Here is a 24,915-nt window from a genome sequence, read left to right as displayed (position 1 = left end):
GCAGTATCAATTGTGTGAGTTCGACGAAATAACGACATGGTCCCGACTGAATTCGCAGCTCTAACTCTGGAGAATGACGAGCAGATCGTTTTCGCCGCCGCCGCGCGGTCATTTCCAACGCTTTGGGAGATCATCGTCTTCGTGCTGTTTTCGCCAGCGCTAGCGGTGTTGCCGGCGCTGGCTGTCCATTATGCATTCCGCAGGTCCGTCTACGTGATAACCACCCGGCGGGTTCTGGCGATTGAGCCGGAGCGCGTGGCAGGCGAAATGCGTCTGCTCGACATCGTTGGCTTTCGCGGCACCCGAAAGGCGTTGATGATCCGGAGCGGCTCCGGTTGCCTGTGGCTTTCACGGCTGCAGGATGCCTGGCAGTTTGAGACCATCGTGAAACGGGTGATGAAACACAACGCGACCGCGCGGGCCGAAACGTAGTCAACCTTTGCCGCGATGTGGGAAACGGCCGCCCAACGTCGCAACCAGAGCGGCCATTCCGTTCATTTGGCGCCGACGCAATCCACCTCGACGCGGGCACCGACCGCGAGGCCATTGGCACCGAATGCTGCGCGAGCCGGGAAGCGGCCCTCGGCGAAATAGGTTTTGTAGACGTCGTTGAATGCGCCCCATTCTCCGATATCGGCCAGCATGACAGTACATTTGACAAGGTTCTCAAGACCTAGGCCATGCGCGTTGAGTGAGGTCTTTATGTTCTCCATGACCTGTTTGGTTTCTCCGGCGATGCCGCCTTCGGCCAAGGTCAGGGTGCCCGGCATGTTGCCGATCTGCCCGGACAGATAGACGGTTTCGCCGACGACAACAGCTTCGGAAAAGGGCAGGTTGGTCGGCAGGACTGAACCGGAGTTCAGGAATTCGGGTTCGGCATGCAGTTGTGTTGCCAGAGCGAGTACTGCGGAAGCTGCCAACAGGCGCTTGGTGGTCTTGGTCATGCTGCAATCCTTGTAAGAGTGGAGTAAACCCAGTAGCTGTAACCCGGCAAGCTGTGTCAACGGGTTCGTTTCAGTGGCTATCCCGAGCGGAATCGCGGTTGATTGCATTTGAATGATAACTTTCGCTTGCCCCCTAACAACTGACCCCCTATAGAGCGGCATCTTGCAGTCTCCTGCCATCGGCGGGGGATTCGCATTTTTGTCATTCATCCACCAGGTCAAGGGTGACCCTTCGCGGGGCCTTCTGGTGTTTTGAGAAAAGGAAGTAGGCGATGAACGCCAAGGAACTGCACGACAAGACACCGGATCAGCTCCGTGATGAGCTGGCCAGCTTGAAGAAAGAAAGCTTTAACCTGCGCTTTCAACAGGCCACCGGTCAGCTGGAAAATGCTGCCAAAATCCGCGCGGCACGCCGCAATGCTGCACGTGTGAAAACCGTGTTGAACCAAAAGGCCGCTGCTGCGGCCACAGACGCTGAATAAGGGAGCCTGACAGATGCCCAAGCGAATTCTCACAGGCACCGTGACCAGCGACGCCAACGCACAGACAGTAACCGTTTCCGTGGAACGTCGTTTCACGCACCCGGTTCTGAAAAAGACCATCCGTAAGTCCAAGAAATACCGGGCTCACGATGAGAAGAACACATTCAAGGTGGGCGACAGTGTCCGCATCATCGAATGTGCACCAAAATCGAAGACGAAACGCTGGGAGGTTCTGGAGGCGTAAGCCGACAGACCTGACAGTTTAACGAAACCCTGGGGCAGACCATCAGTCCCCAAAGGTCGGGAGAAACCACATGATCCAGATGCAGACCAATCTGGATGTAGCTGACAACAGCGGCGCTCGCCGTGTTCAGTGCATCAAGGTCCTGGGTGGTTCCAAGCGTAAATACGCATCCGTCGGCGACATCATTGTCGTCTCGGTCAAGGAAGCCATCCCACGCGGCCGCGTAAAGAAAGGCGACGTGCGCAAAGCCGTTGTCGTGCGCACCGCTAAAGAAGTCCGCCGCGAAGACGGCACAGCCATCCGGTTTGATCGGAATGCTGCTGTCATCCTCAACAACAGCAACGAACCCGTCGGTACCCGTATCTTTGGGCCGGTTGTTCGCGAGCTGCGCGGTAAGAACTTCATGAAAATCATCTCGCTCGCTCCGGAGGTGCTGTAACCATGGCTGCTAAACTCCGCAAAGGCGACAAGGTCGTCGTGCTTGCTGGCAAGGACAAGGGCAAGGAAGGCACCATTGCTTCCGTTGACCCCAAAGCCGGCAAAGCTGTCGTGGAAGGTGTCAACATCGCCATCCGCGCCACGCGTCAGAGCCAGACAAGCCAGGGCGGTCGCATCCCACAGGCGATGCCGATCCAACTGAGCAACATTGCTCTGATCGACGCAAACGGCAAACCCACCCGCGTGGGTTTCAAGGTCGAAGGCGACAAGAAAGTGCGCTTTGCCAAAACCACGGGGGACGCGATCGATGCTTGATACAGCTAACTATACCCCGCGTCTGAAGTCTGATTTCCGTGAGCGCATCAAAGCGACCATGAAAGAAGAGTTCGGCTATAAGAACGACATGCAGATCCCGCGTCTGGACAAGATCGTCCTGAACATCGGATGTGGTGCCGAAGCTGTTCGTGACAGCAAGAAAGCCAAGTCGGCGCAGCAAGATTTGACCGCGATCGCAGGCCAGAAGGCCCTGACGACCAAGGCCAAGAAATCCATCGCTGGTTTCCGGGTGCGCGAAGACATGCCCCTCGGTGCCAAGGTGACCCTGCGCGGCGACCGGATGTACGAATTCCTGGATCGTCTGATCACCATCGCAATGCCGCGCGTGCGCGACTTTCGCGGTGTGTCGGGCAAATCGTTCGATGGCCGTGGCAACTATGCCATGGGCCTGAAGGAACACATCGTGTTCCCCGAGATCGATTTCGACAAGGTCGACGAAAACTGGGGGATGGACATCATCATCGCCACCACAGCGAACACCGACGCTGAAGCCAAGGCGCTGTTGAAGCATTTCAACATGCCCTTCAATTCATAAGCGCGGGAAGGATTAGACATGGCTAAAAAAGCAATGATCGAACGCGAAAAGAAGCGGGAAGCGCTGGTGAAGAAATACGCTGCCAAGCGTGCCGCGCTGAAAGAGATCGCGAATGACGAAAGCAAGCCGATGGAAGAGCGCTTCAAGGCGCGCCTCAAGCTTGCGAAACTGCCGCGCAACAGCTCGGCAACACGCCTGCACAACCGGTGCCAACTGACCGGTCGTCCGCATGCGTATTATCGTAAACTGAAAATTTCGCGGATCGCGCTGCGGGATCTCGGCTCTGCCGGTCAGATCCCCGGCATGGTGAAATCGAGCTGGTAAGGGAGAGACTGATATGAACGATCCTATCGCAGACATGCTCACCCGGATCCGCAACTCGTCGCTGCGCGGCAAGTCCACTGTATCCACCCCGGCGTCCAAGCTGCGGGCATGGGTTCTGGACGTGCTGGCGGACGAAGGTTACATCCGCGGTTACGAGAAAACCACTGGTGCCGACGGCCACCCGGCCATCGAAATCAGCCTGAAGTATTACGAAGGCGAACCCGTCATTCGTGAACTGAAACGGGTCAGCAAACCCGGTCGCCGCGTCTATATGGGCGTCAAGGACATCCCGCAGGTTCGTCAGGGCCTGGGTGTGTCGATTGTCTCCACCCCCAAGGGTGTGATGTCGGATGCATCCGCACGCAACGCCAATGTTGGCGGCGAAGTGCTCTGCACCGTATTCTAAGGAGAGTCTGATGTCTCGTATTGGTAAGAAACCGGTCGAGCTGCCCAGCGGCGTTACTGCCTCTGTGTCGGGTCAGACCATCGAAGTCAAAGGCCCCAAGGGTACCCGCAGCTTCAACGCAACCGACGATGTTACCCTCGCGGTCGAGGACAACGTGGTCAAGATCACGCCGCGCGGCAGCTCCAAGCGGGCGCGCCAGCAGTGGGGCATGTCCCGCACCATGGTCGCCAACCTTGTCGCTGGTGTCACCACCGGCTTCAAGAAAGAGCTGGAGATCCAAGGTGTTGGTTATCGTGCATCCATGCAGGGTAACACGCTGAGACTGAACCTCGGTCTGTCCCATGACGTGGATTACGTTGCACCCGAAGGTGTCACCGTCACCGCGCCCAAGCAGACCGAAATCATTGTGGAAGGCATTGACGAACAACTGGTTGGTCAAGTTGCCGCGAACATCCGTTCCTGGCGCGAGCCCGAGCCCTATAAGGGCAAAGGTATCCGCTATAAGGGCGAGTTCATCTTCCGCAAAGAAGGCAAGAAGAAGTAAGGACCCAGGATATGGCAAACAGCAAAAGAACCCTGTTTCTGAAGCGCCGCCTGCGCGTTCGGAACAAACTGCGCAAGGTCAACGCCGGACGTCCGCGTCTGTCGGTGCACCGCAGCAACAAGAACATCAGCGTCCAGCTGATCGACGATGTGAATGGCGTCACCCTGGCGGCGGCGTCTTCGCTCGAAAAAGATCTGGGCGTTGTCGGCAAGAACAACATCGAAGCAGCCTCCAAAGTGGGTTCGGCGATTGCCGAGCGCGCCAAGAAGGCCGGTGTTGAAGAAGCCTATTTCGACCGTGGCGGTTTTCTGTTCCACGGCAAGGTCAAGGCATTGGCCGACGCTGCCCGCGAAGGTGGCTTGAAAATCTAAGACTTGCAGGCGGCTCCCAGGGGGCCGCCTCGATGATCCGGGGGTGTTGTAACGCTCACCAGGATTGAGACATTGGTGCCAAGCACCGCAGAACAGGAGGCCTGCATGGCCAGAGAACCAAATCAACGGGGCGGTCGCCGCAATCAGCGCGACGAGACTCCGGAATTCGCAGATCGCTTGGTTGCGATCAACCGCGTGTCCAAGACCGTCAAGGGTGGTAAGCGTTTCGGCTTTGCCGCGCTCGTCGTTGTTGGCGACCAAAAAGGCCGTGTCGGCTTTGGCAAAGGTAAGGCGAAAGAGGTCCCCGAGGCCATTCGCAAAGCCACCGAGCAAGCCAAGCGTCAGATGATCCGCGTTCAACTGCGCGAAGGCCGCACCCTGCACCACGACATGGAAGGCCGTCATGGCGCTGGTAAGGTCGTCATGCGGACAGCACCTGAAGGTACCGGTATCATTGCCGGTGGTCCGATGCGTGCCGTGTTCGAAATGCTGGGCGTCAAGGACGTTGTGTCCAAGTCGATCGGCAGCCAGAACCCATACAACATGATCCGTGCCACCATCGACGGACTGCGCAAAGAATCCAGCCCTCGTGCGGTTGCGCAGCGTCGTGGCAAGAAAGTGTCTGACATCCTGCCCAAGCGTGACGAAGCGCCTGTGGCCGAAGCAGCTGAAGCGTAAGGAGACGGGAACATGGCAAAAACCATCGTCGTCAAGCAGATCGGAAGCCCGATCCGCCGCCCTGCCAAACAGCGTGCAACGCTGGTTGGTCTGGGATTGAACAAGATGCACAAGACCCGCGAACTGGAAGACACCCCTTCCATTCGTGGCATGGTCAACAGCATCCCGCACATGGTCGAGATCATCGAAGAGCGCGACTGAGCGCATTTCGAACTTGATTGAGAGAACGCCTCGGAGTGATCCGGGGCGTTTTCTCTTGCCCATCCGTCAATCTGTGGACAGGGTTGTTAAGAGCCCAAAGTGGACACCTAAAATGCTCATCAATCAGTCATCTGGTTGTGCGTGATTATGAAAATTTCAGCTTATGTTGTATGGTCCCAAAATTCGTTTGGAGACCAGTATGCTGAAGCTGTCGCCGATATTTCTTTTGTTTCTCGTGGCGTTGAGGCCAGAACACGCCCATGCACAACCAGCCGAGTTAATGCTGGCGGCCCGCAACGGCGATACTGAAGAAGTAAGCAGGTTACTGGAAACTGGCGCGGAACCAGACCCGAATGGCATTGCCACACCGTTATATTTTGCGGCTCAGGGAGGGCACCTCGAAATCGCGGAACTGCTTCTCGAGAGTGGTGCGGACCCAAATGCCCTGTCCAATTGGGGCACTCCGTTGCAAATTGCAGCCCGTCGCGGGCACAGCGAGGTGGCAACGTCCCTTTTGCAAAATGGTGCTGATCCCAATGTAGTAGGTGGTGAATTCGAGTACACGCCTCTGCACGAAGCTGCTGAAAAAGGTGATGTCGAAATGGGAAAGTTGCTCATAAGCTATGGGGCCGATGTTAATATCCAAAACAAGCGGTTCGAGCCGCCAATCCATCTTGCAGTGTCAGATAAGAGGACTGCATTTGCAGATCTCATGCGGGCTTCTGGTGCTGCTGCGGCTGCAGTCGATCCCATATCCAACGCGTTGGCCACCGCAGACATCGAAAAGGGGCGGGTTCGCGCGGTGGAATGCACCAATTGCCATAAGCTGGAGAAAGGTGAGGATGCAATCGGCTCCTACGGGCCGCGGCTCTGGGGCATTGTCGGACGAGAGGTAGCGATTGCCAGTGCACGCGAAAAATTCCCCTACTCAGAACCAATGAAGGCACAGACAGGAACCTGGACCTATGAAAGGTTGAATGCATTTCTCGCTGATCCATACGGCACTATTCCCGGTCAGGGTATGTACGCGGGCTTAGTCCGGGACAGAACTGAACGCATTAACGTGATCGCTTTTCTCAGAACCTTGGCCGACGATCCGGTTTCCTTGCCGTAGCTCATTCTCGATGTTGCGGCAAAATCCGCATTGTCCGCCAAGCGGACCAACTTCGGTTCTCAAATGGCCCTTCTGATCGGGACGGATGTCGACCGCGTCAGTCGGTCGGGCCGACCATGCCGACGATGTCATAGGTCTTGCGTAGGATCGGCGCGGTGATCTCGCGGGCGCGGGTTGCGCCACGTGTCAGGATACGGTCGATTTCTGCCGGATCGGCCATCAGGCGCGCCATTTCGGTCGAGATCGGCGCCATCCGGTCGACGGCAAGATCAGCGAGGGCAGGTTTGAACCGGCCAAATTGCTGTCCGGCATATTCCGCGATCACCTGCTCTGCCGTCATGTCAGCGAGTGCGGCGTAGATATTCACAAGGTTACGAGCCTCGGGCCGGTCGGCAAGACCCTCGACTGTGTCAGGCAGGGGCTCTGGGTCGGTCTTGGCTTTGCGGAATTTCTTTGCAATGGCGTCGGCATCGTCGGTGAGGGTAATCCGGCTCATGTCAGATGGATCGGATTTGCTCATCTTCTTGGTGCCGTCCCGAAGGCTCATCACGCGGGTCGCAGTGCCTTCGATCACGGGTTCGGTGATCGGAAAGAAATCGACGCCGTAATCATGATTGAACTTGGCAGCGATATCGCGGGTCAGTTCCAGATGCTGTTTCTGATCCTCGCCGACCGGCACATGGGTGGCGTGATAAACCAGAATGTCGGCGGCCATCAGCGACGGATAGGCATAGAGCCCGAGGCTCGCCTTTTCCGCGTTCTTGCCGGCCTTGTCCTTGAACTGCGTCATGCGGTTCATCCAGCCGATCCGTGCAACACAGTTGAAGACCCATGCCAGTTGCGCGTGTTCGGGTACCTGACTCTGGTTGATCAGAATGGATTTCTCCGGATCAATCCCCGATGCGATGAACCCGGCACAAAGCTCGCGGGTACTGCGCCGCAGATCCTCGGGGTTCTGCCAGACGGTGATCGCGTGCATGTCGACCATGCAATAGATTGTCTCCATCCCATCGTCCTGCATCCCGGAAAAGCGTTTCAACGCGCCGAGGTAATTTCCAAGGTGCAGATCGCCTGATGGCTGGATGCCCGAGAAAACGCGGGGTTGAAAGCTGGTTTCGGACATCACACGTAACTCCCGTCTGGCAAATTCTATCGGCCTCGCTTACCCATGAGGCGGGGTATCGTCAACAGGCACTGAAAACAGGCGGCAAGGAGTTCGGGTAGATGAATGAGCAGGGCAACGTTCCCGCAGTGAATCCAATGCCGCCCGTGGTGGTGGCGATGTTCTTTTTTATCATGGGGATCGAGTTGGTGTTCCAGCTTGGGGCGCGTGGGATCATCGGCGGCCCCACAGCGGTTGGCTGGCGGCTGGACGCGATGCAAAGCTATGCGTTTTCAAGCGCGGTTTTTGACTGGATGGTGGTCAACCATCGCTGGCCGCTGGAACACATGATCCGGTTTGTGAGCTATCCGTTCGTTCATGCATCCTTTACCCATGCGCTGTTTGTCGGGGTATTCCTGCTGGCAATGGGCAAGATGGTTGCCGAGGTCTTTGGCAGCGTCGCGTTCCTGTTGATTTTCGTGCTGTCCGGGATCGGTGGAGCGTTGGCATATGCCTTGGTCCTGAACGACCCCGCGCCGCTGATCGGTGGGTTTCCACCGGTTTATGGGCTGATCGGGGCCTTTACCTATATGCTGTGGATGTCCTTGTCGCGTGTGGGGGCCAACCAGACGCGGGCTTTTACGCTGATTAGCTTTCTGATGGGGATTCAGTTGGTGTTCGGTTTGCTGTTCGGTGGCAGTCCGGACTGGGTTGCTGATCTCGCCGGGTTTGCGACCGGGTTTGGCCTGTCGATCGTTCTCGCGCCGGGCGGAATGGCGCGCCTGCGCCGTCTTGTTCAACGCAAATAGCGTTCAGAGCCTTCGCAGGGGTCAGCCACGCCGGAGCGAACTTCGGAATTCCGCGAGGCGGAAAGCTCCGATAAGGTGGCCAACACCGAAATAGGTGAGGATGCCGACGCCGATCACTCCTGCCAGTGCAAGATACCGCCAGCCCGCCATGTGCAGGGCAGATGACAGGATCATGCTGCACAGCGCAAGCATCAGCCCCATCACCACGGAGGCGGCACAGATGCGCCAGATGCGGCGGCGAAACCGATCATCAAAGCGGGCGACGTCACCCATCGAGCGAGTGCCGAGCGCCAGTTGCAGCACCATCGCCCATGCCGCAACCGTGGTGCCGATCGCGGCACCGATATAGCCCAACAGATAGGCCATCGAGACGGCGACCAGAACGTTCACGATCATCGACACCACCGCATAGCGAAAGGGTGTTCGCGTATCCTCGCGGGCAAAGTAAAGCGGTTGCAGCACCTTTTGCAGAACGAACGCCGGCAGGCCCAGCCCATACACTGCGACAGCCAACGCGGTGGCCGTCGCATCCGCCGTATCAAAGGCACCGCGCTGGAACAGGACAGAGATCAGCGGGTAGGGGATCACTACCAGGGCGACCGCCGAGGGAATTGTCAGCGCCAGCGAAACCTCTCCGGCGCGGCTGAGAGCGGCGCGAGCGCCATCGTCATCTTTTGCGGCGAGGCGGCGCGAGAGGTCGGGCAACAAGACAACCCCCACCGCGATGCCGACAACCCCAAGTGGCAGTTGATAGAGTCGGTCTGCATAGCTGAGCCAGGCAATTGCGCCATCGTAAAAGCTGGCCACCTGACGGCCGACCAGCAGATTGATCTGAACCACGCCACCAGCCAGCATCGCTGGCAAGGCAATGATCGCAAGCCGTTTGAGATCCGGTGTCAGGCGTGGGCGTTGCAACCGAATGCGAAACCCCGCGCGACCCGCCGCGACCCAGAGCAGGGCCAGTTGCGCGACACCTGCGACCACGACACCCCAGACCAGAAACATTCCGTGGTGCATTCCGGGGCGCATGCTGGCCTCTGCGGAGGAATGAGCGTCTAGAATGCCGGACTCCGCCAGTAAGAGCGCGGATATCAGGATGATGTTTAGAAGGACTGGAGCCGCCGCAGCGGCGGCAAAGCGCCCGGTGGCATTCAGTACGCCGGACAGCAGCGCCGCGAGCGAGATGAACAGGATATAGGGAAAGGCGATGCGCCCGAACAGGACGGCCAGGTCGAACCGTTCATCCCCTGCAAAACCGCTCGCCATCGCGAGGACCAGCCAGGGCATGAAGACCTGCGCCAGAACGGTGAATACGATCAGGAGCGAACCAAGCGCCGCAAAGGCATCATTGGCGAATGTCTCGGCATCCTTTCCGGCTTCCAGTTTTTTCGAGAAGAGAGGGATGAACGCAGTATTGAATGCGCCTTCGGCAAAAAAGCGGCGAAACATGTTGGGCAAGCTGAAAGCGACAAGAAACGCTTCGGCAACGGGTCCCGTGCCCAACCAGCCCGCGATAAGGATATCGCGCACAAACCCCAGAACCCGGCTGAGCAGGGTCCAGACTCCGACTGTCAGAAAGCCTGACATCAGGCGAATGGGTTTCACGGACGGGTCCTTTCAGACAGGCAGAAGGCAGGCGCGGGGTCGACCGCGCGTCGCGGGTGTGGGCATGCCGGTGATACCCAAGCCGACGGGGCAATGCCACATCTCAGGTATCTGCCCTGTCTGAGCCATCCGTAATCGCCTTGCGCAACTTGGCCTCAAGCGAGCGTTGCTTGGATTCGGAGTAATACTTTAGCCCGAACATGTCCTTGATGTAGAACGAGTCGACGGCCTGTTCGCCATAGGTGGCAATGACTGCGTTGGCGATGTAAATATTTGCGTTGGCCAGTGTCCGCGTCAGATCATAAAGCAGGCCGGGGCGATCACGGGTGTCGACTTCGATGATCGTGTAGATCTCAGAGCCTTCATTATCAAAGCTGATATGGGTCGGGACATTGAACGCCTTGAGACGCTTTTTGATCTTGTCGCGGCTTTTGAACGCCTCGCTGGTGACGAATTCGCCCCTGAGTGTCCTGTGGATCATCTTGGTCAGCCGAGGCAAGCGCGCGGTTTCATAGGGGTGCCCGTCGCTGTCCTGTATCCAGAACGCGTCGGTTACATATCCATCCTTGGTCGTATAGCTGCGCGCATCCACGACGTTGGCACCCACCAGCGCGAGCGCCCCGGCGAGGCGGGCGAAAATGCCTGGATGATCCGCCATTACAAAACAGGCGCGTGTCGCGTCGCGATCGGGGTCGGGGTACACGTGGATCATGATCTCGCTGGGATCACCGGATTCCTCAAGCGCGCGCAGCATGCGTGCAAAATCCACATGTGCAGTGACATGCAGACCTTGCCAATAAGGCGGATAGTGGCGTTTGGTTTCAGCCGCGAGTGCGGATTTGGTCCACTCGGGCAGGGCTTCTCGCAGCGCCTTCTTGGCGCTGGCCCCGCGGTTTTCGCGATTCAGGTCTTCCATGCCGGTTTCGAGGGCACGTCGGGTCTGGCGATAGAGCGCCCGGATCAGCGCGGCTTTCCAGTTGTTCCAGACATCGGGGCCAACGCCGCGAATATCACAGACCGTCAGCACCGTCAGCAGGTCGAGCCGTTTGACGGTCTGTACCGCCTTGGCAAAATCGCGCACGGTTCGCGGATCGGCGATGTCGCGTTTTTGTGCCATGTCTGACATCAGCAGATGATAGCGCACAAGCCATTCAACCGTCTCGCTGTCAGCCTTGCTCAACCCTAGTCGGGGCGCAACCTTGCGGGCGATCTGGGCGCCGAGAATGGAATGGTCTTCGGGTCTGCCCTTGCCGATGTCATGCAGCAGCAGCGCGACATAGAGAACCTTGCGGTTCACGCCCTCCTTGAGAATGCTCGAGGCAACCGGCAGGGACTCGATCAGTTCGCCGCGCTCGATCTGTGTCAGATTGGCGATGCACTGTATGATGTGTTCGTCAACAGTATAGCTGTGATACATGTTGAACTGCATCATCGCGACGATGGGTTCAAATTCGGGAACGAAGGCCGACAGAACCCCCAGCTCGTTCATGCGTCGCAGGGCCCGTTCCGGGTTGCCATGTTTCAGCATCAGGTCAAGAAAGATGCGCCGCGCCTCGCGGCTGTTGCGCATGTCGTCGTCGATCATCTTGAGGTTCGACGCAACAAGGCGCATGGCGTCCGGATGTATCAGCATTCCGGTGCGCAGGCCCTCTTCGAACAGGCGCAACAAATTCAGTTTGTCGGCCAGAAATTCCTCGGGATCGACAACAGCGAGGCGGTTGTTGATGACCTCGTAACCCGGTTTGATCTTGGGACGGCGGCGAAAGATGCGCTCGAGCAGGGGTTCGGGCTTGGCATGAATCGCTTCGAGTTTGGTCAGGAATATTCGCGTCAGGTCGCCGACTGCGGTGGCGTGACGAAAATATTGCTGCATAAAGATTTCGACGCCGCGTCGCCCGGCCAGATCCTTGTAGCCCATTGCCTCGGCAACGGCGACCTGCATGTCAAAGGTCAGCTTTTCTGTGGCGCGGCCCGACAACAGATGCAAGTGCGACCGGACGGCCCAGAGAAAGTCTTCGGCCTTTACAAAGGTGGCAAATTCTTCTTCCTGAAATACACCAAGCGGTACGAGTTCGGCAGCGTGCTGAACCCCGTGAATGTATTTTGCGATCCAGAATAGGGATTGTAGATCGCGCAGGCCGCCCTTGCCTTCCTTGACGTTGGGTTCGACAACGTATCGCTCGCCCTGTTTCAGGTGCCGCGCATCACGTTCGGACAATTTGGCCTCGATGAAATCCTGCCCATTGCCTGCAAACAGGTCACTTGCGAGCCGGTCGTTCATCTTTTCGGCGAGCGGTGCATGTCCTGCGATAAAGCGATGCTCCAGCAGTGCGGTACGGATGGTGAAGTCTTCCAGACCCAGACGGATGCAATCCTTGATCGTCCGGCTGGCGTGACCAACCTTGAGCCGAATATCCCACAGGATATAGAGCATGGATTCAATCACGCTCTCAGCCCAAGGGGTAATTTTGTAAGGCGTCAGGAATAGCAGATCGACATCCGAGAACGGTGCCATTTCACCGCGTCCATACCCGCCTACCGCAATCACTGCGATGCGTTCGCCAGCGGTCGGATTGGGGCGTGGATGCAGAAAGGTCCGGGCGACCATCAGGGCGCTCATGACCAGACCATCCGTGAGGTAGGTATAGGATCGCGTCAGCGGGCGTGCCGCAAACGGATTTTCGGCAAAGGCCTCGGCAATCGCGGCGCGTCCACGTTCCTGCGCTTCGCGAAGAATGCGCACGGTTTCCGAGCGCAAGGCAGAATTGTCCGCCGCGTCCTGCGCGGCAGACACAATCTGTTCATGCACCGAAACGGCATCGAAAACAGCGATTTCATCGCAAATCAGAGGGCCGGATGCGACCGGATGATATCTGTCCTGCGACGTCGGATCAGAATCCGGCGCCGGAGAAGCTTGTTGGTGCAGGGTCAATCACAACCACCTGTTTGTTCTGAATTGTCGCCACCGCGAGCCCACGTTCGTTGGTTCCGTCTGGTCGCAGGCGAAAGATACCGCCGACGCCCTGAAAACCAGCGCCTTGGGTCAGCGCGCCGCCGGTAAGGGCGTTTGACTTGCCAGCGCCGACCAATGCACCGATGGCTGCGATGCCGTCATAGGCCAACCCACCGATCGGATGAGGGCTTCCACCATAGGCGGCGGCATAGCGAGAGTTGAATTGCTGGACCTTGCCCGGATCTGGCAACGCAAACCACCCACCCTGCACACCGGGCAGGGCCAGCGTTTGCGACGGGATATCCCAACGTGTCAGGCCAACATATTGGGTGGTTGCTGGGCCAACTCCGGCTTCAGGCAGCAGTTGCGTGAACAGGGGCAGCGCACCAGCGGTCGTGGCGGCGAGAAAGATCGAATCGGCCCCTGTACTGTCGACTATCGCCTTGACCTGCGGCACGGTGGCGATAACGGACTGCTGTGACAGTTCATAAGGGACAGTACCGGCAAGACGTGCGCCGCTGCCTCTGATGGCCTGCTGAATGGCGTCGCGACCAAGCTGTCCGGCCAGATCAGTGCCGTGAACGACGACAAAATTGCCCTTGCCCCGACTTGCGGAATAACGGGCAAGGCGGTTGGCGGTATTGAAGAATGTCGGCCCGAGAATAAAGACGTTACCGCCCGCGATGGTCGGGTTGTTGGAGAACGACAGGACGTTGATGTTCTGTCCGCGTACAGCCAGCCCGACCGCGTTGGTCGATTCTGCATAGACCGGGCCAAGGATGATGCGTGCACCGTCGTTCACCGCTTGTGTGGCCTGTGCGGCGGCGGTGGCCGCATTGCCTCCGGTGTCATAGACGCGCAGGTCGATCTGAACACCGTTCAGGTCGGCCATCGCCAGCCTTGCCGAATTTTCCAGACTGCGCGACAGGACCGCATCGCCCGATTGCGCCGAACTGCGTGGCAGCAAGAGAGCAACAGGAACGGGTTTGTCGGTATTGATGGTCGGCCCACCTCCGGGTACTGAGTCACAGGCGGTCAGTACCGCCAAAGACAGCAGGGCCAGACAAAACAACACCACCTTGCGGGGCACGGCGAAAACGGCAAACATGGTTCGGCAACTCCCTCATGCGGCGGCTTGGTACAGCCGCTCTGTAGGTACCGGATAATAGACGTCAGCGGGAGAGGGTCCAGCGTTGAATCATCAAAAGGTCCGATTGGCCCCTGGGCTGTATTTTGTCGCAACACCTATCGGGACGGCGCGCGACATCACGTTGCGGGCGCTGGATGTGCTGGCCTCGGCCGATGTCATCGCCGCCGAAGACACCCGCAGCCTGCGCCGATTGATGGAGATTCATGGGGTGCCGCTCGAGGGTCGCCGGATTTTTTCGTACCACGATCACAGTGGCGACGAGGCCCGCAAACGCCTGCTCGGCGCGTTGGAGGAGGGGCGTTCAGTTGCCTATGCGTCAGAGGCGGGAATGCCACTGATCTCGGATCCCGGTTATGATCTCAGCCGAGGTGCAGGCGAGGCCGGGTATCTCGTTACCGCGGCGCCAGGTGCATCGGCGGTGCTCACAGCGTTGACGCTTGCAGGATTGCCGACCGATGCGTTCTTTTTTGCCGGTTTTCTTCCAAATGCGAGCGGTGCGCGCCGTGCACGCCTTGAGGAATTGCGCTCGGTTCCCGGTACGCTGGTCTTTTACGAATCGCCGAAACGCGTTGCGGCGAGCCTTGCGGATATGGCTGCGATTCTGGGCGCAGATCGCTCGGCCGCGCTGTGCCGCGAGTTGACCAAGAAATTCGAAGAGGTGCGCAGGGGAAATCTCGGAGAACTCGCAGAAGCGCTTCGGCTGGAGAAGGTCAAAGGCGAGATCGTGCTGGTTGTCGACAGAGCCCGTTCAGAAGCCGTTAACGAGTCTGACGTAGAAGAGGATTTGAGAACGGCGTTGAAGGAGCACTCGGTCAAGGATGCAGCCGATCTTGTCTCGCGAACTCACGACATCCCGCGAAGGCGAGTGTATCAGATGGCGCTGAAACTGACCAAATCCTGAGACGAGGTGTGATGCAGGCAGAAATCAGAGGTCAGGTCGCGCATCATGCGGGGGAAGCCGCCGAACGGCAGATCGCGCAGTACTATGAGCGGCTTGGCTATGAAGTACTGTCGCGGCGATGGCGCGGGGCCGGTGGCGAGATCGATCTAATCGTGCGCAATGCTGAAACGGTGGTCTTCGTTGAGGTCAAGAAGGCGCGGAATTTCGCCATTGCTGCCGAACGGATCAGCCCGCGTCAGATCAGACGGATTTCCGACTCGGCGGAGGAATTTCTGGCCGGTGAACCTTGCGGTTTGCTCACCGATATGAGGTTTGATGCCGCGCTGCTTGACGAATTCGGCGCGTTCAAGATTCTGGAAAACGCCTTTGGCTGTGACTGATCGGCATTGAACCTCTGGGCGGCCTGCGCCATGTATCAGGCGCACGACAGAGGAACGCGCCATGAAAATTGCCTTTCAGATGGACCCGATCGGGAACGTCGACATCAATGCCGACAGCAGTTTCCGTCTGGCCGAAGAGGCACAGGTGCGCGGGCATGAGCTCTTCTATTACAGCCCTGATCATCTGGCCTATCAAAAGGGTCGCATCACCGCGCGTGGACAGGACATGACGGTGCAGCGCGTTGCAGATCAGCCCGCCATTCTGGGCGAGCTTCGCGAGGTTGATCTGGCCGATTTCGATGTGGTCTGGCTGCGCCAGGACCCGCCGTTTGACATGCATTACATTACGTCGACGCATCTGCTCGACCGGCTCAAGGGACAGGCGGTTGTGGTGAATGATCCGTTCTGGGTGCGGAACTACCCAGAGAAACTTTTGGTTCTGGATTTTCCCGACCTAACACCGCCAACGACGATCGCCCGCGATCTTGACACGATCAAGGCGTTCAAGGCGGAACACCAGGACATCATTCTGAAACCTCTCTACGGAAACGGAGGGGCAGGGGTGTTCCGGCTTGACGAACAGGACCGCAACCTGACCTCGCTCTATGAGCTCTTTACGGGGTTTTCACGCGAACCGTTGATCGTTCAGAAATTCCTGCCCGACGTGCGCAATGGCGACAAGCGGATCATTCTAGTGGATGGTGTTCCTGTCGGGGCGATCAACCGTGTCCCCGCCGAAGGCGAAACACGCTCGAACATGCATGTGGGGGGACGACCGGAACAGATTGGCCTGACCGCGCGAGACAAAGAGATTTGCGACGCCATCGGACCCTTGCTGCGCGAAAAGGGACAGATTTTTGTCGGAATCGACGTGATTGGCGATTACCTCACTGAAATCAACGTGACGTCCCCAACCGGCATCCAGGAACTGGAGCGTTTTGACGGGGTTAATATTGCCGAAAAGATCTGGCAGGCGATCGAAGCTAAGCTCGCCTGACAATCAGGCCGCAGCCGTTGTCACCCGAAAGCTGAGCGCCTCGGCAATGTGAGGTCGACAGACCTTGTCGCTGTGATCAAGATCGGCAATCGTTCGGGCGACGCGCAGGACACGGTGATACCCCCGCGCCGACAGGCCGAACCGTTCTGCAACGCGGCTCAAAAGAGCGCGACCTTCTGCATCGGGCGTCGCTATCTCTTCCAGTTGCGTCCCTTCGGCGTCTGCATTCTGGCGGGTTCCCGACGCATCGCCAAATCGCTCGGCTTGAACCTGACGTGCCACTGCGACCCGGCTGGCTACCTCCGCAGAGCTGTCGCCTGACGCGGGCAGATCAAGATCGGTGAACGCTACCGGCGGTACTTCCAGCCGAAGATCGAACCGGTCCATCAGTGGTCCAGAAATGCGCCCCATGTAATCCTCGCCACAGGCCGGAACGCGGGCGCAGGCGCGTGACGGGTCGGTGAGATATCCGCATTTGCAAGGGTTTGCCGCAGCCACCAGCATGAATTTGCAAGGATATTTCACGTGCGCATTGGCCCGCGCGATCATCACCTCTCCGGTTTCAAGGGGTTGTCGCAAGGTTTCCAGGACTGCTCGTGTGAATTCTGGAAACTCATCCATGAACAGAACGCCGTTGTGAGCGAGGCTGATTTCTCCCGGCTTTGCGTTGCGTCCGCCACCTACGATGGCGGCCATCGAAGCGGTGTGATGCGGTTCGCGAAACGGTCGGGCGCGGTTGATTCCACCTTCGTCCAGCAGCCCGCACAGTGACTGGATCATTGATGTATCGAGCGCTTCGGCAGCCGAAAGCGGAGGCAAGATTCCCGGTATGCGTGCGGCCAGCATTGATTTTCCGGATCCGGGAGAGCCGACAAGCATGACATGATGCCGCCCCGCAGCGGCAATCTCCAGCGCACGTTTCGCACGTTCCTGACCTTTCACATCGCGCAGGTCACGGTCGGTTGGGGGCGTAGAAATCTCGCCCGGTTCAGCTGGTGAGATCGGTGACTGCCCGGTGAAATGGCGAACGACATCGCCCAGGCTGGCAGCGCCGATCACCTGGGTGGCGCCGACCCAGGCAGCCTCTGCGCCCGAAGCTTGTGGACACAGCAGTCCGCGGTCGTCCTGTGCGGCGGCCATCGCAGCTGGCAACGCCCCGAGGACAGGAACAAGCGAGCCATCCAGCGACAATTCTCCAAGCGCAACTATTCCTTCGATGGCGTCTGACGGCACAATCTCTAGCGCCGCCAAGAGAGAGAGGGCGATGGGCAGATCAAAGTGGCTGCCCTCCTTTGGCAAATCTGCAGGCGAAAGATTGATGGTGATGCGTTTGGAGGGCAAGGCGATGGCCATTGAGCCGAGCGCCGTGCGAACGCGATCCCGTGCTTCGGAAACGGCCTTGTCCGGGAGGCCGACAATCGAAAATGCAGGCAAGCCGGGACTCACCGCGCATTGAACCTCGACCAGTCGGGCATCAACCCCCTGAAAAGCAACAGTATAGGCGCGCGAAACCATCAAACCCTCGATCCTTGCAACGGTGTGTTAACCGCTATCGGATACGTGGTTTAAGAATTGTTAATTTTGGACGATTGCAGTCACCTGTATCCGTCTTGCACGGCACACACCGGCACCGTGGCGCACGGGGCAATCTGAAGGTTTCACGAGGTGAGAGGCTGGACATCGACCCAAGCGGGACTCGTTGTGGCTGCTTCCTTCCGGATCTGACCAGGTTGGCGAGGCGCTCGCCCGCGCCAACCTCTCGACGTTGCATATAGGCACGTGGCAACAGATTCGCAACCGGGCTTGAGTCGCGTCAGATAGCAATGTCCAGCTGAAGGAAACCCTCGGGTGTGATCGGACGAATATCTACGACCCGGTCATCCAGTTCTGTCAAATGCTGCCGCGCGCCGGGCCCTGTCAGCGCCGTAACACGAGTGTCGGACATGGGGGTAAACCGCCACGGCGCGGGCGCCTCCTGCAGCGGGTCAGTGGGGAGTTGGCCGCTCAAATACTTTGCAATTACATCGCGCAGCGTCGTCGTCGCAATCTTGATCATCGGCAGGTCTGAAAGGAGCAAAAACGGGCTGCCGGCGCTGGCGCGATAACTGTTCATGACCACAACAAAGCGTGCATCTGGCTTAACCGGCGTACCGGCATAGGTGACACCGACAACGCGCCGGCTGTTTCGACCGTGGGTATCACCGCTGGCGTGGATGCTGGCCGGGGCTGACAGATCAATCTGATAGCTCAGGCCGTGCAGCACGTCGAAATCGTGGCCCGGCACAGAATCATCGACCAACATCTGCCCGAATTCCCCCGGCGCGATCTGATTGAACATGCGCGCAGAGATTTCCAGCCACTCCAGCAGCTGCGCGCCGGTGACGATTGCGGCGCGAAGCTCATTGGGAAAAACGTGCAAATCCGCGATGTGGCGATAAGACAGCGGGCCAGCGGGAATGTCGGTGAAATAGTTGGGCCCGGCCCGGCCTCCGAATTTTCCCGGTGCGGTTGCAGAGATCAAAGGCAAGCCCTCGGCCTCGGTTCCTGCAAGTTGTGGGCGCACCGCAGCCGCCTGCGCCGCCGCGACCAATGCGAGCGCACGATCTGGTGCAAAAAACGTAAAATAGCTGTGCAGGGGAACCGGGCTGGTGCCCACGGGTTGCATCATCAACACACGGGTCTGCGCATGGTCGTCAGCCAAGAGTTCCACCAACGCGGGGTCTTCAGGAACGACCGATGTCGTCACGCCTTTGTCCGTACGCATGGCAATCGGGCGCAGATCACATTGAAAACCGGTACGCTGCCATTTGTGATTTGCATCTGCGGTCAAGTCCATGTCGATCACACCGAGATGCGAGCCGGAATTTCCGGCCATGACCACAGGTTTGCCGTGAACGGACCCGTTCTTGGCGTCGACATCTTGGATGCCGCAGTGATCCGGACCCGGCAGACGCAGATGCGTGTGTCCCGATATCACTGCATCGATTCCGTCGAGTTCGGCAAGCGGGCGGGCGGCATTTTCAAGTTCGGCGTGATCCGGCGCGTTGCTGAGCCCGGTATGGGCCAATGCGATGACCAGATCGCAACCCGCGGCCTGCAGGTCGGGCAACCAGCGTCGGGCGGTATCGACAATTCCGCTGGTTTGCATCTGTCCGCTGAGGTGGTGCGCATCCCATTGTACCGTCTGTGGAGGCAGAAAGGACAGAACCCCGATTCGGATCGGCCATTCATCTTCGCCACAGCGCAATAGCCGGTCCAGGATGGCAAAGGGTTCAAACCCAATAAACTGTTTTCGTCGTATCCGCTGCATATTTGAGCAGAGCACCGGGCAGGAAGACTGCTGCAAAGCTTGGTTCAACGGTTTCAGGCCAAAGTTGAAATCATGATTGCCAAGCCCGATCGCATCATAGCGAAGGTAGCCGAATGCCCGCATAAGGGGGTGTGACTGATCGGCGTCATGCGCTGCGATATCGCTCATCGGGGCGCCCTGAAACGCATCCCCGTTGTCAAACAACAGGGCCAGCCTGTCGTCGGCTGCCGCTTCGGCGCGCGCGGTCTGAATGAGTGTCGCAGTGCGCGTCAAACCGACAAACGGATCTGGCCGATCGGCGTAGTAGTCATGGCTCATCAGGTTCATATGAAGATCGGTGGTCGCCAAGAGACGCAAACGCGCCTTGGTGCCGGTGGGCACGCGGCGCTGATCTGTCACAATCTTGTACCCATCTGGGCAGGGGAAACGGTCTTCATGGGTGCGTCTGGGCCCGAATTGCCGGGCTCAATTCCCGGTAAGTCTATGAAAGCATGTATCCCTCGCGTCGAGAAACCAGTTCTTGTGGTTGACTTTGTGGCATCACGGACGCCATCTGGCGTCAATCGAGGCTGGGCTTTGCAATTGAATTCCGGTGGCAATTTCTGCGATGCAGTAACAACGAACGACGCGGCGGGTTTGGAGCGACAAGATGAAACTGGCGGAACAGGTGACATTCGGTGGCTCCGGCCTTGACCGGGCCGCGCATATCCGGAGCGACGAAGCGGCGCTTAACTCGGCACTGAATCATCGCAACGCGGTGGCGATCGTGATGTGGCGTGGCAAACCACTGGTGCGGGGCGCTGAACTCGATCAATTGGCAAGGATTCCTCTGGACCATCCGGTGCTTCAGGCTGGTTATGCGGATGCTATCCCGATGCCGGTTTTTCTGGGATGCGACGAAACGGGTGCGCCGCATTTTGCCTGCGATGTATCAGCGTGGGAACCCAAGGATCAGGATCTTGCGGCGCTTGGACTGTTCCTTGATCCGACTGAACAGGTTCACCCTGACCTTCCCAAGGATCACGTGTTTGCAGAGTTGCGCCGTCTGATGACGCGCCTTGAACGCCGTGATGCAGAGTTGGCGGCGACTTCCAAGGCGATCATCGGCTGGCATGACAGTCACCGGTTCTGTGCAAAATGCGGCGCGCCAAGCGAGGTGACCGATGCCGGATGGCAGCGGGTTTGCCCGACGTGCAAGGCGCATCATTTCCCAAGGACGGACCCGGTGGTAATCATGCTGATCACGCACGGTAATTCGGTGCTGATGGGGCGGTCTCCGGGTTGGCCCGAAGGCATGTATTCCTTGCTGGCCGGGTTTGTTGAGCCGGGAGAGACGCTTGAGGCAGCGGTACGTCGCGAGGTTTTCGAGGAGGCAGGGATCGAGGTGGGCGAGGTGAGTTACCTGGCCAGCCAACCATGGCCGTTTCCGGCATCCCTGATGTTTGGCTGTGCCGGGGTGGCCTTGGGCCGCGATATCACGATTGATCCGGTCGAGATCGAGGATGCCATCTGGGTCACGCGCGACGACATGATGACCGCCTTTGCGGGTGAGCATCCGGTGCTCAAACCAGCGCGCCGAGGGGCGATCGCCCATTTCCTTCTGCAGAACTGGCTTGCAGACACACTGGATTAGACCGACACTTTGTCGGCACAGGAACTTACGGACGATATATGCAGTTTTCGAGTAAAGAAGACATTGACGCCCCCGCCGACGAAGTATTTGCCATGTTGAGCGAATTCGAGAGCTTTGAGCGATCGGCCATTCGACGTGGCATCGAGGTGGAGCGGCTGCAGGACAGCAATGCTCCGGTCGTCGGTATGGCGTGGCGCGCGCTCTTCACTTTGCGCGGCAAGTCGCGCGATGCGCAGATTACGCTAGAAACGTATGATCCGCCTCACGCGCTGCGCTTTGCGACGGCATCGCAAGGGCTGGATGGGTTTCTGAAGTTGGAACTCGTCCCTTTGTCACCGCGCCGTACCCGAATGGCGGTTGTGCTGAATCTCAAACCGCGCACGTTGTCCGGGCGTCTTCTGATCCAGTCGTTGAAGTTGGCCAAAGCCAACCTGACAAAGCGGTTCAAACTGAAGGTCGCAGGCTACGCCAAAGGCCTTGAAGACCGGCATCGCAGGCTTGCCTAGGAACAAGCGGGATCAACTTTAGCGATTCTTGCCCTAGCGGGTCGTCGTCGCTGCGGCTAAAAGAGCGGCACGATGCAGCGCACCGGATTGAACAGATCAAAACTCTTTGTCGTCCTTGCGCTAATCTGCGCATTGGCGGGTTCGGGCTTTGCACATCGCTTCGCCGCGCCGCTAACTGACCCCTCCCTTGCAACGTACGTGCAGGCAGGTGGATCGATCGCCGATCTTTGCGGGGACGTTGGCGGCCAATCGCATGACGTCATCAACAACTGCGAGGCGTGTCGGCTGACCAATTCGGCGGTACTCGCCGAGCATGACGCCGTGGCTATCGCTGTTTTTGGCAAGCGCACCACACTGGATGTTCCGCAGCATCAGAGTTATCCAGAGATCGCGCGGCTCGACCTGTCGCGCCCGGTTCGGGGTCCCCCGGTCAGTTGATGCAGTGGCGTCTCGTCCATTGATACAGTGTATGGAAAGCTTCCTTTAAAATCAGCGGGATGCTGATGAAAAGGCCGGGTTTTCATTTCTGATGACACTGCCCCCGCGCAAAACTTGCACCAATTTTCAGATCCAACATCGGCATCTCGCAGAGCGAGCGTGCCATTACCGGAGACTCCAAATGGTTTCTATCGATCCCACCCAGACGCTGCAGGCCGAAGATGCCGCACCGTCGCCCAATAAACTCTATCTCGCAGCCTGGCGCTGGCATTTCTATGCCGGCCTCTACGTCATTCCCTTTCTCGTTACGTTGGCCCTGACAGGTCTGATCATGTTGTGGGTCAGTACCCTGTCCGGGCGGGACGGCGAATGGATTTCCGTCGTGCCCACAGGAGAGGCGCTCGCCGCGTCTACGCTCGCGCAGAGCGCGACCGAATCGGTCACCGGCGGAACGCTGGTGCAATACATCGCGCCGCGCGCGCCAGATCTTGCCGCGATCTTTCGCGTCGATGCCGGTGATGATGCCATCATGGTTGCGATCAATCCCTATACCGCCGAGGTGCTCGCAGAGATGCCCCGCCGTGCTGGGCTTTATGATCTGGCAAATGAAATTCACGGAACCTTGCTTTTGGGTGTGACGGGGGATCGAATGATCGAGATCGCGGCATCGCTCGCCATGGTCCTCGTTGCCACCGGGCTTTACCTCTGGTGGCCACGCGGCACGCAAGGGCTGCGGGTGTTTGTGCCGAACTTGGCGGCGCGTGGTCGTCTGCTGTGGAAAAGCTTGCACTCGACCATTGGCGCGTGGGTTTCAGTCATTCTGGTGTTCTTCCTGATTTCGGGCCTTTCCTGGGCGGGGATCTGGGGCGAAAAGTTCGTTCAGGCGTGGAATACCTTTCCTGCTGAAAAATGGGGCGCGCCGCTGTCGGATGTCACCCATGCCAGCATGAACCACGGTGCCGTCAAAGAAGTACCCTGGGCGCTTGAGCAGACCGCGATGCCCGCGTCTGGTTCCGAGGCCGGGGCAGACGGGCTTGCCGCCAACACCCCAGTCACGCTGGATAGTGTAACGGCATTCGCACACCAGATCGGGTTCGAAAATCGGTTTCAGCTGAACCTGCCCGCCGGAGAAGAAGGTGTCTGGACCGTCTCGCGCGATTCGATGAGCAATGACAGCACGCGTCCAACCGATGACCGCACCGTTCATATCGATCAGTACACGGGCAAGATTCTCGCCGATGTACGATTTGCGGATTATTCGGTTTACGGCAAAGGCATGGCTGTCGGCATTGCACTGCACGAAGGTGATCTTGGCTTGTGGAATGTCGCCCTGAACACGATCTTCTGTCTGTCGGTGATCTTTGTGGCCGTCAGCGGAGCGGTGATGTGGTGGATGCGCCGACCATCCGGCGCCGGGCGCCTTGCTGCGCCTCCGATGCCGCGCGACGTGCCGCTCTGGCAGGGGGCTGTTCTGGTCGGGCTGGCAATATCGCTGGCCTTCCCAATGGCGGGGCTGACGCTGCTTGCGGTTCTGGCGCTGGACGTGCTGATTCTGTCGCGGATTCCGGCATTGCGCCGGGTTCTGTCCTGAATTGGGTCTGCGCCGGTCATCCAGACCGGCGCAGAAACCTAATTTCGCCCAGGATCGGCTGGATAAACGCCCAAGATTTCGACGTTGGCAGTGAAATAGTCGAGTTCATCCAGCGCGAGTGCGACGTTGGCATCGTCAGGATGCCCCTCGATATCCGCATAGAACTGCGTGGCGGTGAACGAACCATCAACCATATAGCTTTCCAGCTTGGTCATGTTGACGCCGTTGGTCGCAAACCCGCCCATCGCCTTGTAAAGCGCCGCAGGGATATTGCGCACCTGAAAAACAAACGTCGTGATCATACCGTCGGCCCCGCGCCGCGAGGTATCGGACTCTGGCGACATAATCAGGAAACGCGTGGTGTTGTTGGAATTGTCTTCGATATGCTCGGCCAAAAGATCGAGACCGTAGATTTCGCCGGCCAGTGGGCTTGCAAGCGCCGCCAGTGACTGATCCCCGGCTTGCGAAACATGGCGGGCAGAGCCGGCAGTGTCCGCACCGGTGACACGGTGAATGCCGTGCTTTTGCAAAAAGGTCTTGCACTGGCCAAGCAAGACCGTGTGGCTCATCGCATGCTCAATATCGCTGATCTGGCTACCCGGCAGCCCCAGCAGATTGATGTGAACCCGAACAAATGCCTCTTCGATGATATGCAACCCGGATTTCGGCAACAGCGAGTGAATATCCGCCACCCGACCATAGGTCGAGTTTTCGACCGGGAGCATCGCAAGGTCCGCTTTGCCCGCCTTGACGGCTTCGATGGTGTCTTCGAATGTGCGGCAGGGCAGGGCTTCCATGTCCGGGCGTGCGTTGCGGCAAGCCTCGTGGCTGTAGGCGCCGGGCTCTCCCTGGAATGCAATTCGGTTGGTCATCGGTGGTTTTCCGTGCAACATGTTCAAATCGGGCGTTTCGTCGCGGTGTCT

Annotated in this window: 29 protein-coding genes and 1 other RNA gene; 21 read left to right on the top strand and 9 right to left on the bottom strand. The window is 58.6% G+C overall.

The window, feature by feature from the left end:
• The first annotated feature begins 36 nt into the window (after positions 1-36).
• On the top strand, positions 37-432 hold the full coding sequence (locus ABJO75_RS04305) for a hypothetical protein (protein ID WP_348131548.1): 396 nt from the start codon (positions 37-39) through the stop codon (positions 430-432).
• A gap of 62 nt (positions 433-494) precedes the next feature.
• Here the strand turns inward: ABJO75_RS04305 and ABJO75_RS04300 are convergent, their stop codons facing one another.
• Entirely contained in the window at positions 495-944 is a 450-nt protein-coding gene (locus ABJO75_RS04300; protein WP_348131546.1) for a RidA family protein, read from the bottom strand.
• 272 nt (positions 945-1,216) lie between these two features.
• Between ABJO75_RS04300 and rpmC the strand changes: the two genes are divergently transcribed.
• The 12 genes from rpmC to ABJO75_RS04240 all read left to right on the top strand — a co-directional run bounded on the left by rpmC (position 1,217) and on the right by ABJO75_RS04240 (position 6,617).
• Positions 1,217-1,426: a 50S ribosomal protein L29 gene (gene rpmC / locus ABJO75_RS04295; protein WP_348131543.1), complete on the top strand. Its 210-nt coding sequence runs from the start codon at positions 1,217-1,219 to the stop codon at positions 1,424-1,426.
• 13 nt (positions 1,427-1,439) lie between these two features.
• Positions 1,440-1,670, top strand: a complete 231-nt coding sequence (gene rpsQ / locus ABJO75_RS04290; protein ID WP_249706690.1) for a 30S ribosomal protein S17 — start codon at positions 1,440-1,442, stop codon at positions 1,668-1,670.
• A 70-nt stretch (positions 1,671-1,740) separates the two neighbouring features.
• Positions 1,741-2,109 (top strand): 50S ribosomal protein L14, encoded by a 369-nt coding sequence (gene rplN, locus ABJO75_RS04285; RefSeq protein ID WP_348131539.1) that lies wholly within the window; start codon positions 1,741-1,743, stop codon positions 2,107-2,109.
• Between the two features lie 2 nt (positions 2,110-2,111).
• Positions 2,112-2,423, top strand: a complete 312-nt coding sequence (gene rplX / locus ABJO75_RS04280) for a 50S ribosomal protein L24 (RefSeq protein ID WP_348131536.1) — start codon at positions 2,112-2,114, stop codon at positions 2,421-2,423.
• Positions 2,416-2,979: a 50S ribosomal protein L5 gene (gene rplE, locus ABJO75_RS04275; RefSeq protein ID WP_348131533.1), complete on the top strand. Its 564-nt coding sequence runs from the start codon at positions 2,416-2,418 to the stop codon at positions 2,977-2,979. The genes rplX and rplE overlap by 8 nt, the downstream gene beginning before the upstream one ends.
• Positions 2,980-2,997: 18 nt before the next feature.
• Positions 2,998-3,303 (top strand): 30S ribosomal protein S14, encoded by a 306-nt coding sequence (gene rpsN / locus ABJO75_RS04270; protein ID WP_199024039.1) that lies wholly within the window; start codon positions 2,998-3,000, stop codon positions 3,301-3,303.
• Positions 3,304-3,316: 13 nt separating this feature from the next.
• Positions 3,317-3,709, top strand: a complete 393-nt coding sequence (gene rpsH, locus ABJO75_RS04265) for a 30S ribosomal protein S8 (protein WP_348131529.1) — start codon at positions 3,317-3,319, stop codon at positions 3,707-3,709.
• 10 nt (positions 3,710-3,719) lie between these two features.
• Positions 3,720-4,253 carry a 50S ribosomal protein L6 gene (gene rplF / locus ABJO75_RS04260; protein ID WP_348131526.1) on the top strand — a complete coding sequence of 178 codons (534 nt, stop codon included), beginning with the start codon at positions 3,720-3,722 and terminating at the stop codon, positions 4,251-4,253.
• Between the two features lie 11 nt (positions 4,254-4,264).
• Positions 4,265-4,624 (top strand): 50S ribosomal protein L18, encoded by a 360-nt coding sequence (gene rplR, locus ABJO75_RS04255; protein ID WP_316773315.1) that lies wholly within the window; start codon positions 4,265-4,267, stop codon positions 4,622-4,624.
• A gap of 105 nt (positions 4,625-4,729) precedes the next feature.
• The gene (rpsE, locus tag ABJO75_RS04250) at positions 4,730-5,302 is read left to right on the top strand and encodes a 30S ribosomal protein S5 (protein ID WP_316773313.1); all 573 of its coding nucleotides are present in this window, start codon (positions 4,730-4,732) and stop codon (positions 5,300-5,302) included.
• A gap of 12 nt (positions 5,303-5,314) precedes the next feature.
• The gene (rpmD, locus tag ABJO75_RS04245; protein ID WP_348131521.1) at positions 5,315-5,503 is read left to right on the top strand and encodes a 50S ribosomal protein L30; all 189 of its coding nucleotides are present in this window, start codon (positions 5,315-5,317) and stop codon (positions 5,501-5,503) included.
• 199 nt (positions 5,504-5,702) lie between these two features.
• Positions 5,703-6,617, top strand: a complete 915-nt coding sequence (locus ABJO75_RS04240) for an ankyrin repeat domain-containing protein (RefSeq protein WP_348131518.1) — start codon at positions 5,703-5,705, stop codon at positions 6,615-6,617.
• 97 nt (positions 6,618-6,714) lie between these two features.
• Here ABJO75_RS04240 and trpS read toward each other — a convergent pair whose 3' ends face one another.
• Complete coding sequence (trpS, locus tag ABJO75_RS04235; protein WP_348131515.1) at positions 6,715-7,740, bottom strand: tryptophan--tRNA ligase; 1,026 nt, start codon at positions 7,738-7,740, stop codon at positions 6,715-6,717.
• A 101-nt stretch (positions 7,741-7,841) separates the two neighbouring features.
• Between trpS and ABJO75_RS04230 the strand changes: the two genes are divergently transcribed.
• Positions 7,842-8,528 (top strand): rhomboid family intramembrane serine protease, encoded by a 687-nt coding sequence (locus ABJO75_RS04230; protein ID WP_348131512.1) that lies wholly within the window; start codon positions 7,842-7,844, stop codon positions 8,526-8,528.
• A gap of 21 nt (positions 8,529-8,549) precedes the next feature.
• On the opposite strand, the gene murJ is transcribed toward ABJO75_RS04230, so the two are convergent.
• The 3 genes from murJ to ABJO75_RS04215 all read right to left on the bottom strand — a co-directional run bounded on the left by murJ (position 8,550) and on the right by ABJO75_RS04215 (position 14,194).
• A complete protein-coding gene (gene murJ, locus ABJO75_RS04225) occupies positions 8,550-10,133 on the bottom strand; it encodes a murein biosynthesis integral membrane protein MurJ (RefSeq protein WP_348131509.1) in 1,584 nt (527 codons plus the stop codon).
• Between the two features lie 103 nt (positions 10,134-10,236).
• Positions 10,237-13,065, bottom strand: a complete 2,829-nt coding sequence (locus ABJO75_RS04220; RefSeq protein ID WP_348131506.1) for a [protein-PII] uridylyltransferase — start codon at positions 13,063-13,065, stop codon at positions 10,237-10,239.
• Positions 13,025-14,194: a penicillin-binding protein activator gene (locus ABJO75_RS04215; RefSeq protein ID WP_348131503.1), complete on the bottom strand. Its 1,170-nt coding sequence runs from the start codon at positions 14,192-14,194 to the stop codon at positions 13,025-13,027. Before ABJO75_RS04215 ends, ABJO75_RS04220 begins: the two co-directional genes overlap by 41 nt.
• A gap of 85 nt (positions 14,195-14,279) precedes the next feature.
• On the opposite strand from ABJO75_RS04215, the gene rsmI reads away from it, so the two are divergent.
• The 3 genes from rsmI (at position 14,280) to gshB (ending at position 16,514) form a co-directional block, all read left to right on the top strand.
• A complete protein-coding gene (gene rsmI, locus ABJO75_RS04210) occupies positions 14,280-15,137 on the top strand; it encodes a 16S rRNA (cytidine(1402)-2'-O)-methyltransferase (RefSeq protein ID WP_348131500.1) in 858 nt (285 codons plus the stop codon).
• Positions 15,138-15,148: 11 nt separating this feature from the next.
• Positions 15,149-15,517: a YraN family protein gene (locus tag ABJO75_RS04205; protein ID WP_348131498.1), complete on the top strand. Its 369-nt coding sequence runs from the start codon at positions 15,149-15,151 to the stop codon at positions 15,515-15,517.
• Positions 15,518-15,578: 61 nt separating this feature from the next.
• Positions 15,579-16,514, top strand: coding sequence for a glutathione synthase (gshB, locus tag ABJO75_RS04200; protein WP_348131495.1), 936 nt, complete (start codon positions 15,579-15,581; stop codon positions 16,512-16,514).
• A gap of 3 nt (positions 16,515-16,517) precedes the next feature.
• On the opposite strand, the gene ABJO75_RS04195 is transcribed toward gshB, so the two are convergent.
• The 3 genes from ABJO75_RS04195 to ABJO75_RS04185 all read right to left on the bottom strand — a co-directional run bounded on the left by ABJO75_RS04195 (position 16,518) and on the right by ABJO75_RS04185 (position 20,223).
• The gene (locus ABJO75_RS04195; protein ID WP_348131921.1) at positions 16,518-18,029 is read right to left on the bottom strand and encodes a YifB family Mg chelatase-like AAA ATPase; all 1,512 of its coding nucleotides are present in this window, start codon (positions 18,027-18,029) and stop codon (positions 16,518-16,520) included.
• A 148-nt stretch (positions 18,030-18,177) separates the two neighbouring features.
• Positions 18,178-18,276, bottom strand: an RNA gene (ffs, locus tag ABJO75_RS04190) — signal recognition particle sRNA small type.
• Positions 18,277-18,327: 51 nt separating this feature from the next.
• The gene (locus ABJO75_RS04185) at positions 18,328-20,223 is read right to left on the bottom strand and encodes a bifunctional 2',3'-cyclic-nucleotide 2'-phosphodiesterase/3'-nucleotidase (protein WP_348131492.1); all 1,896 of its coding nucleotides are present in this window, start codon (positions 20,221-20,223) and stop codon (positions 18,328-18,330) included.
• 250 nt (positions 20,224-20,473) lie between these two features.
• Between ABJO75_RS04185 and nudC the strand changes: the two genes are divergently transcribed.
• The 4 genes from nudC (at position 20,474) to ABJO75_RS04165 (ending at position 23,992) form a co-directional block, all read left to right on the top strand.
• On the top strand, positions 20,474-21,457 hold the full coding sequence (nudC, locus tag ABJO75_RS04180) for an NAD(+) diphosphatase (RefSeq protein WP_348131489.1): 984 nt from the start codon (positions 20,474-20,476) through the stop codon (positions 21,455-21,457).
• A gap of 38 nt (positions 21,458-21,495) precedes the next feature.
• Positions 21,496-21,963: an SRPBCC family protein gene (locus ABJO75_RS04175; RefSeq protein WP_348131486.1), complete on the top strand. Its 468-nt coding sequence runs from the start codon at positions 21,496-21,498 to the stop codon at positions 21,961-21,963.
• Positions 21,964-22,035: 72 nt separating this feature from the next.
• Positions 22,036-22,401 (top strand): polyketide synthase, encoded by a 366-nt coding sequence (locus ABJO75_RS04170; RefSeq protein WP_348131484.1) that lies wholly within the window; start codon positions 22,036-22,038, stop codon positions 22,399-22,401.
• 181 nt (positions 22,402-22,582) lie between these two features.
• Entirely contained in the window at positions 22,583-23,992 is a 1,410-nt protein-coding gene (locus ABJO75_RS04165) for a PepSY domain-containing protein (protein WP_348131482.1), read from the top strand.
• Between the two features lie 38 nt (positions 23,993-24,030).
• Here ABJO75_RS04165 and ABJO75_RS04160 read toward each other — a convergent pair whose 3' ends face one another.
• Positions 24,031-24,864, bottom strand: coding sequence for a prephenate dehydratase (locus ABJO75_RS04160; RefSeq protein WP_348131479.1), 834 nt, complete (start codon positions 24,862-24,864; stop codon positions 24,031-24,033).
• Positions 24,865-24,915: the final 51 nt, after the last annotated feature.

It is taken from the genome of Sedimentitalea sp. (genome assembly GCF_039973035.1).
Taxonomy (GTDB): domain Bacteria; phylum Pseudomonadota; class Alphaproteobacteria; order Rhodobacterales; family Rhodobacteraceae; genus Sedimentitalea.
This window is presented reverse-complemented; position numbering and strand designations above follow the sequence as displayed.

Coding starts and splice junctions, on each gene's coding strand:
- ABJO75_RS04215 (WP_348131503.1), bottom strand. CDS start 14,194: ATGTTTGCCGTTTTCGCCGTGCCCCGCAAGGTGGTGTTGTTTTGTCTG.
- ABJO75_RS04175 (WP_348131486.1), top strand. CDS start 21,496: ATGCAGTTTTCGAGTAAAGAAGACATTGACGCCCCCGCCGACGAAGTA.
- rplX (WP_348131536.1), top strand. CDS start 2,112: ATGGCTGCTAAACTCCGCAAAGGCGACAAGGTCGTCGTGCTTGCTGGC.
- rpsH (WP_348131529.1), top strand. CDS start 3,317: ATGAACGATCCTATCGCAGACATGCTCACCCGGATCCGCAACTCGTCG.
- rpsQ (WP_249706690.1), top strand. CDS start 1,440: ATGCCCAAGCGAATTCTCACAGGCACCGTGACCAGCGACGCCAACGCA.
- rplF (WP_348131526.1), top strand. CDS start 3,720: ATGTCTCGTATTGGTAAGAAACCGGTCGAGCTGCCCAGCGGCGTTACT.
- rpmD (WP_348131521.1), top strand. CDS start 5,315: ATGGCAAAAACCATCGTCGTCAAGCAGATCGGAAGCCCGATCCGCCGC.
- ABJO75_RS04195 (WP_348131921.1), bottom strand. CDS start 18,029: ATGGTTTCGCGCGCCTATACTGTTGCTTTTCAGGGGGTTGATGCCCGA.
- ABJO75_RS04165 (WP_348131482.1), top strand. CDS start 22,583: ATGGTTTCTATCGATCCCACCCAGACGCTGCAGGCCGAAGATGCCGCA.
- rplR (WP_316773315.1), top strand. CDS start 4,265: ATGGCAAACAGCAAAAGAACCCTGTTTCTGAAGCGCCGCCTGCGCGTT.
- trpS (WP_348131515.1), bottom strand. CDS start 7,740: ATGTCCGAAACCAGCTTTCAACCCCGCGTTTTCTCGGGCATCCAGCCA.
- rpmC (WP_348131543.1), top strand. CDS start 1,217: ATGAACGCCAAGGAACTGCACGACAAGACACCGGATCAGCTCCGTGAT.
- rplE (WP_348131533.1), top strand. CDS start 2,416: ATGCTTGATACAGCTAACTATACCCCGCGTCTGAAGTCTGATTTCCGT.
- ABJO75_RS04160 (WP_348131479.1), bottom strand. CDS start 24,864: ATGACCAACCGAATTGCATTCCAGGGAGAGCCCGGCGCCTACAGCCAC.
- rpsN (WP_199024039.1), top strand. CDS start 2,998: ATGGCTAAAAAAGCAATGATCGAACGCGAAAAGAAGCGGGAAGCGCTG.
- rplN (WP_348131539.1), top strand. CDS start 1,741: ATGATCCAGATGCAGACCAATCTGGATGTAGCTGACAACAGCGGCGCT.
- ABJO75_RS04305 (WP_348131548.1), top strand. CDS start 37: ATGGTCCCGACTGAATTCGCAGCTCTAACTCTGGAGAATGACGAGCAG.
- nudC (WP_348131489.1), top strand. CDS start 20,474: ATGAAACTGGCGGAACAGGTGACATTCGGTGGCTCCGGCCTTGACCGG.
- ABJO75_RS04240 (WP_348131518.1), top strand. CDS start 5,703: ATGCTGAAGCTGTCGCCGATATTTCTTTTGTTTCTCGTGGCGTTGAGG.
- ABJO75_RS04205 (WP_348131498.1), top strand. CDS start 15,149: ATGCAGGCAGAAATCAGAGGTCAGGTCGCGCATCATGCGGGGGAAGCC.
- ABJO75_RS04230 (WP_348131512.1), top strand. CDS start 7,842: ATGAATGAGCAGGGCAACGTTCCCGCAGTGAATCCAATGCCGCCCGTG.
- ABJO75_RS04300 (WP_348131546.1), bottom strand. CDS start 944: ATGACCAAGACCACCAAGCGCCTGTTGGCAGCTTCCGCAGTACTCGCT.
- rpsE (WP_316773313.1), top strand. CDS start 4,730: ATGGCCAGAGAACCAAATCAACGGGGCGGTCGCCGCAATCAGCGCGAC.
- gshB (WP_348131495.1), top strand. CDS start 15,579: ATGAAAATTGCCTTTCAGATGGACCCGATCGGGAACGTCGACATCAAT.
- ABJO75_RS04170 (WP_348131484.1), top strand. CDS start 22,036: ATGCAGCGCACCGGATTGAACAGATCAAAACTCTTTGTCGTCCTTGCG.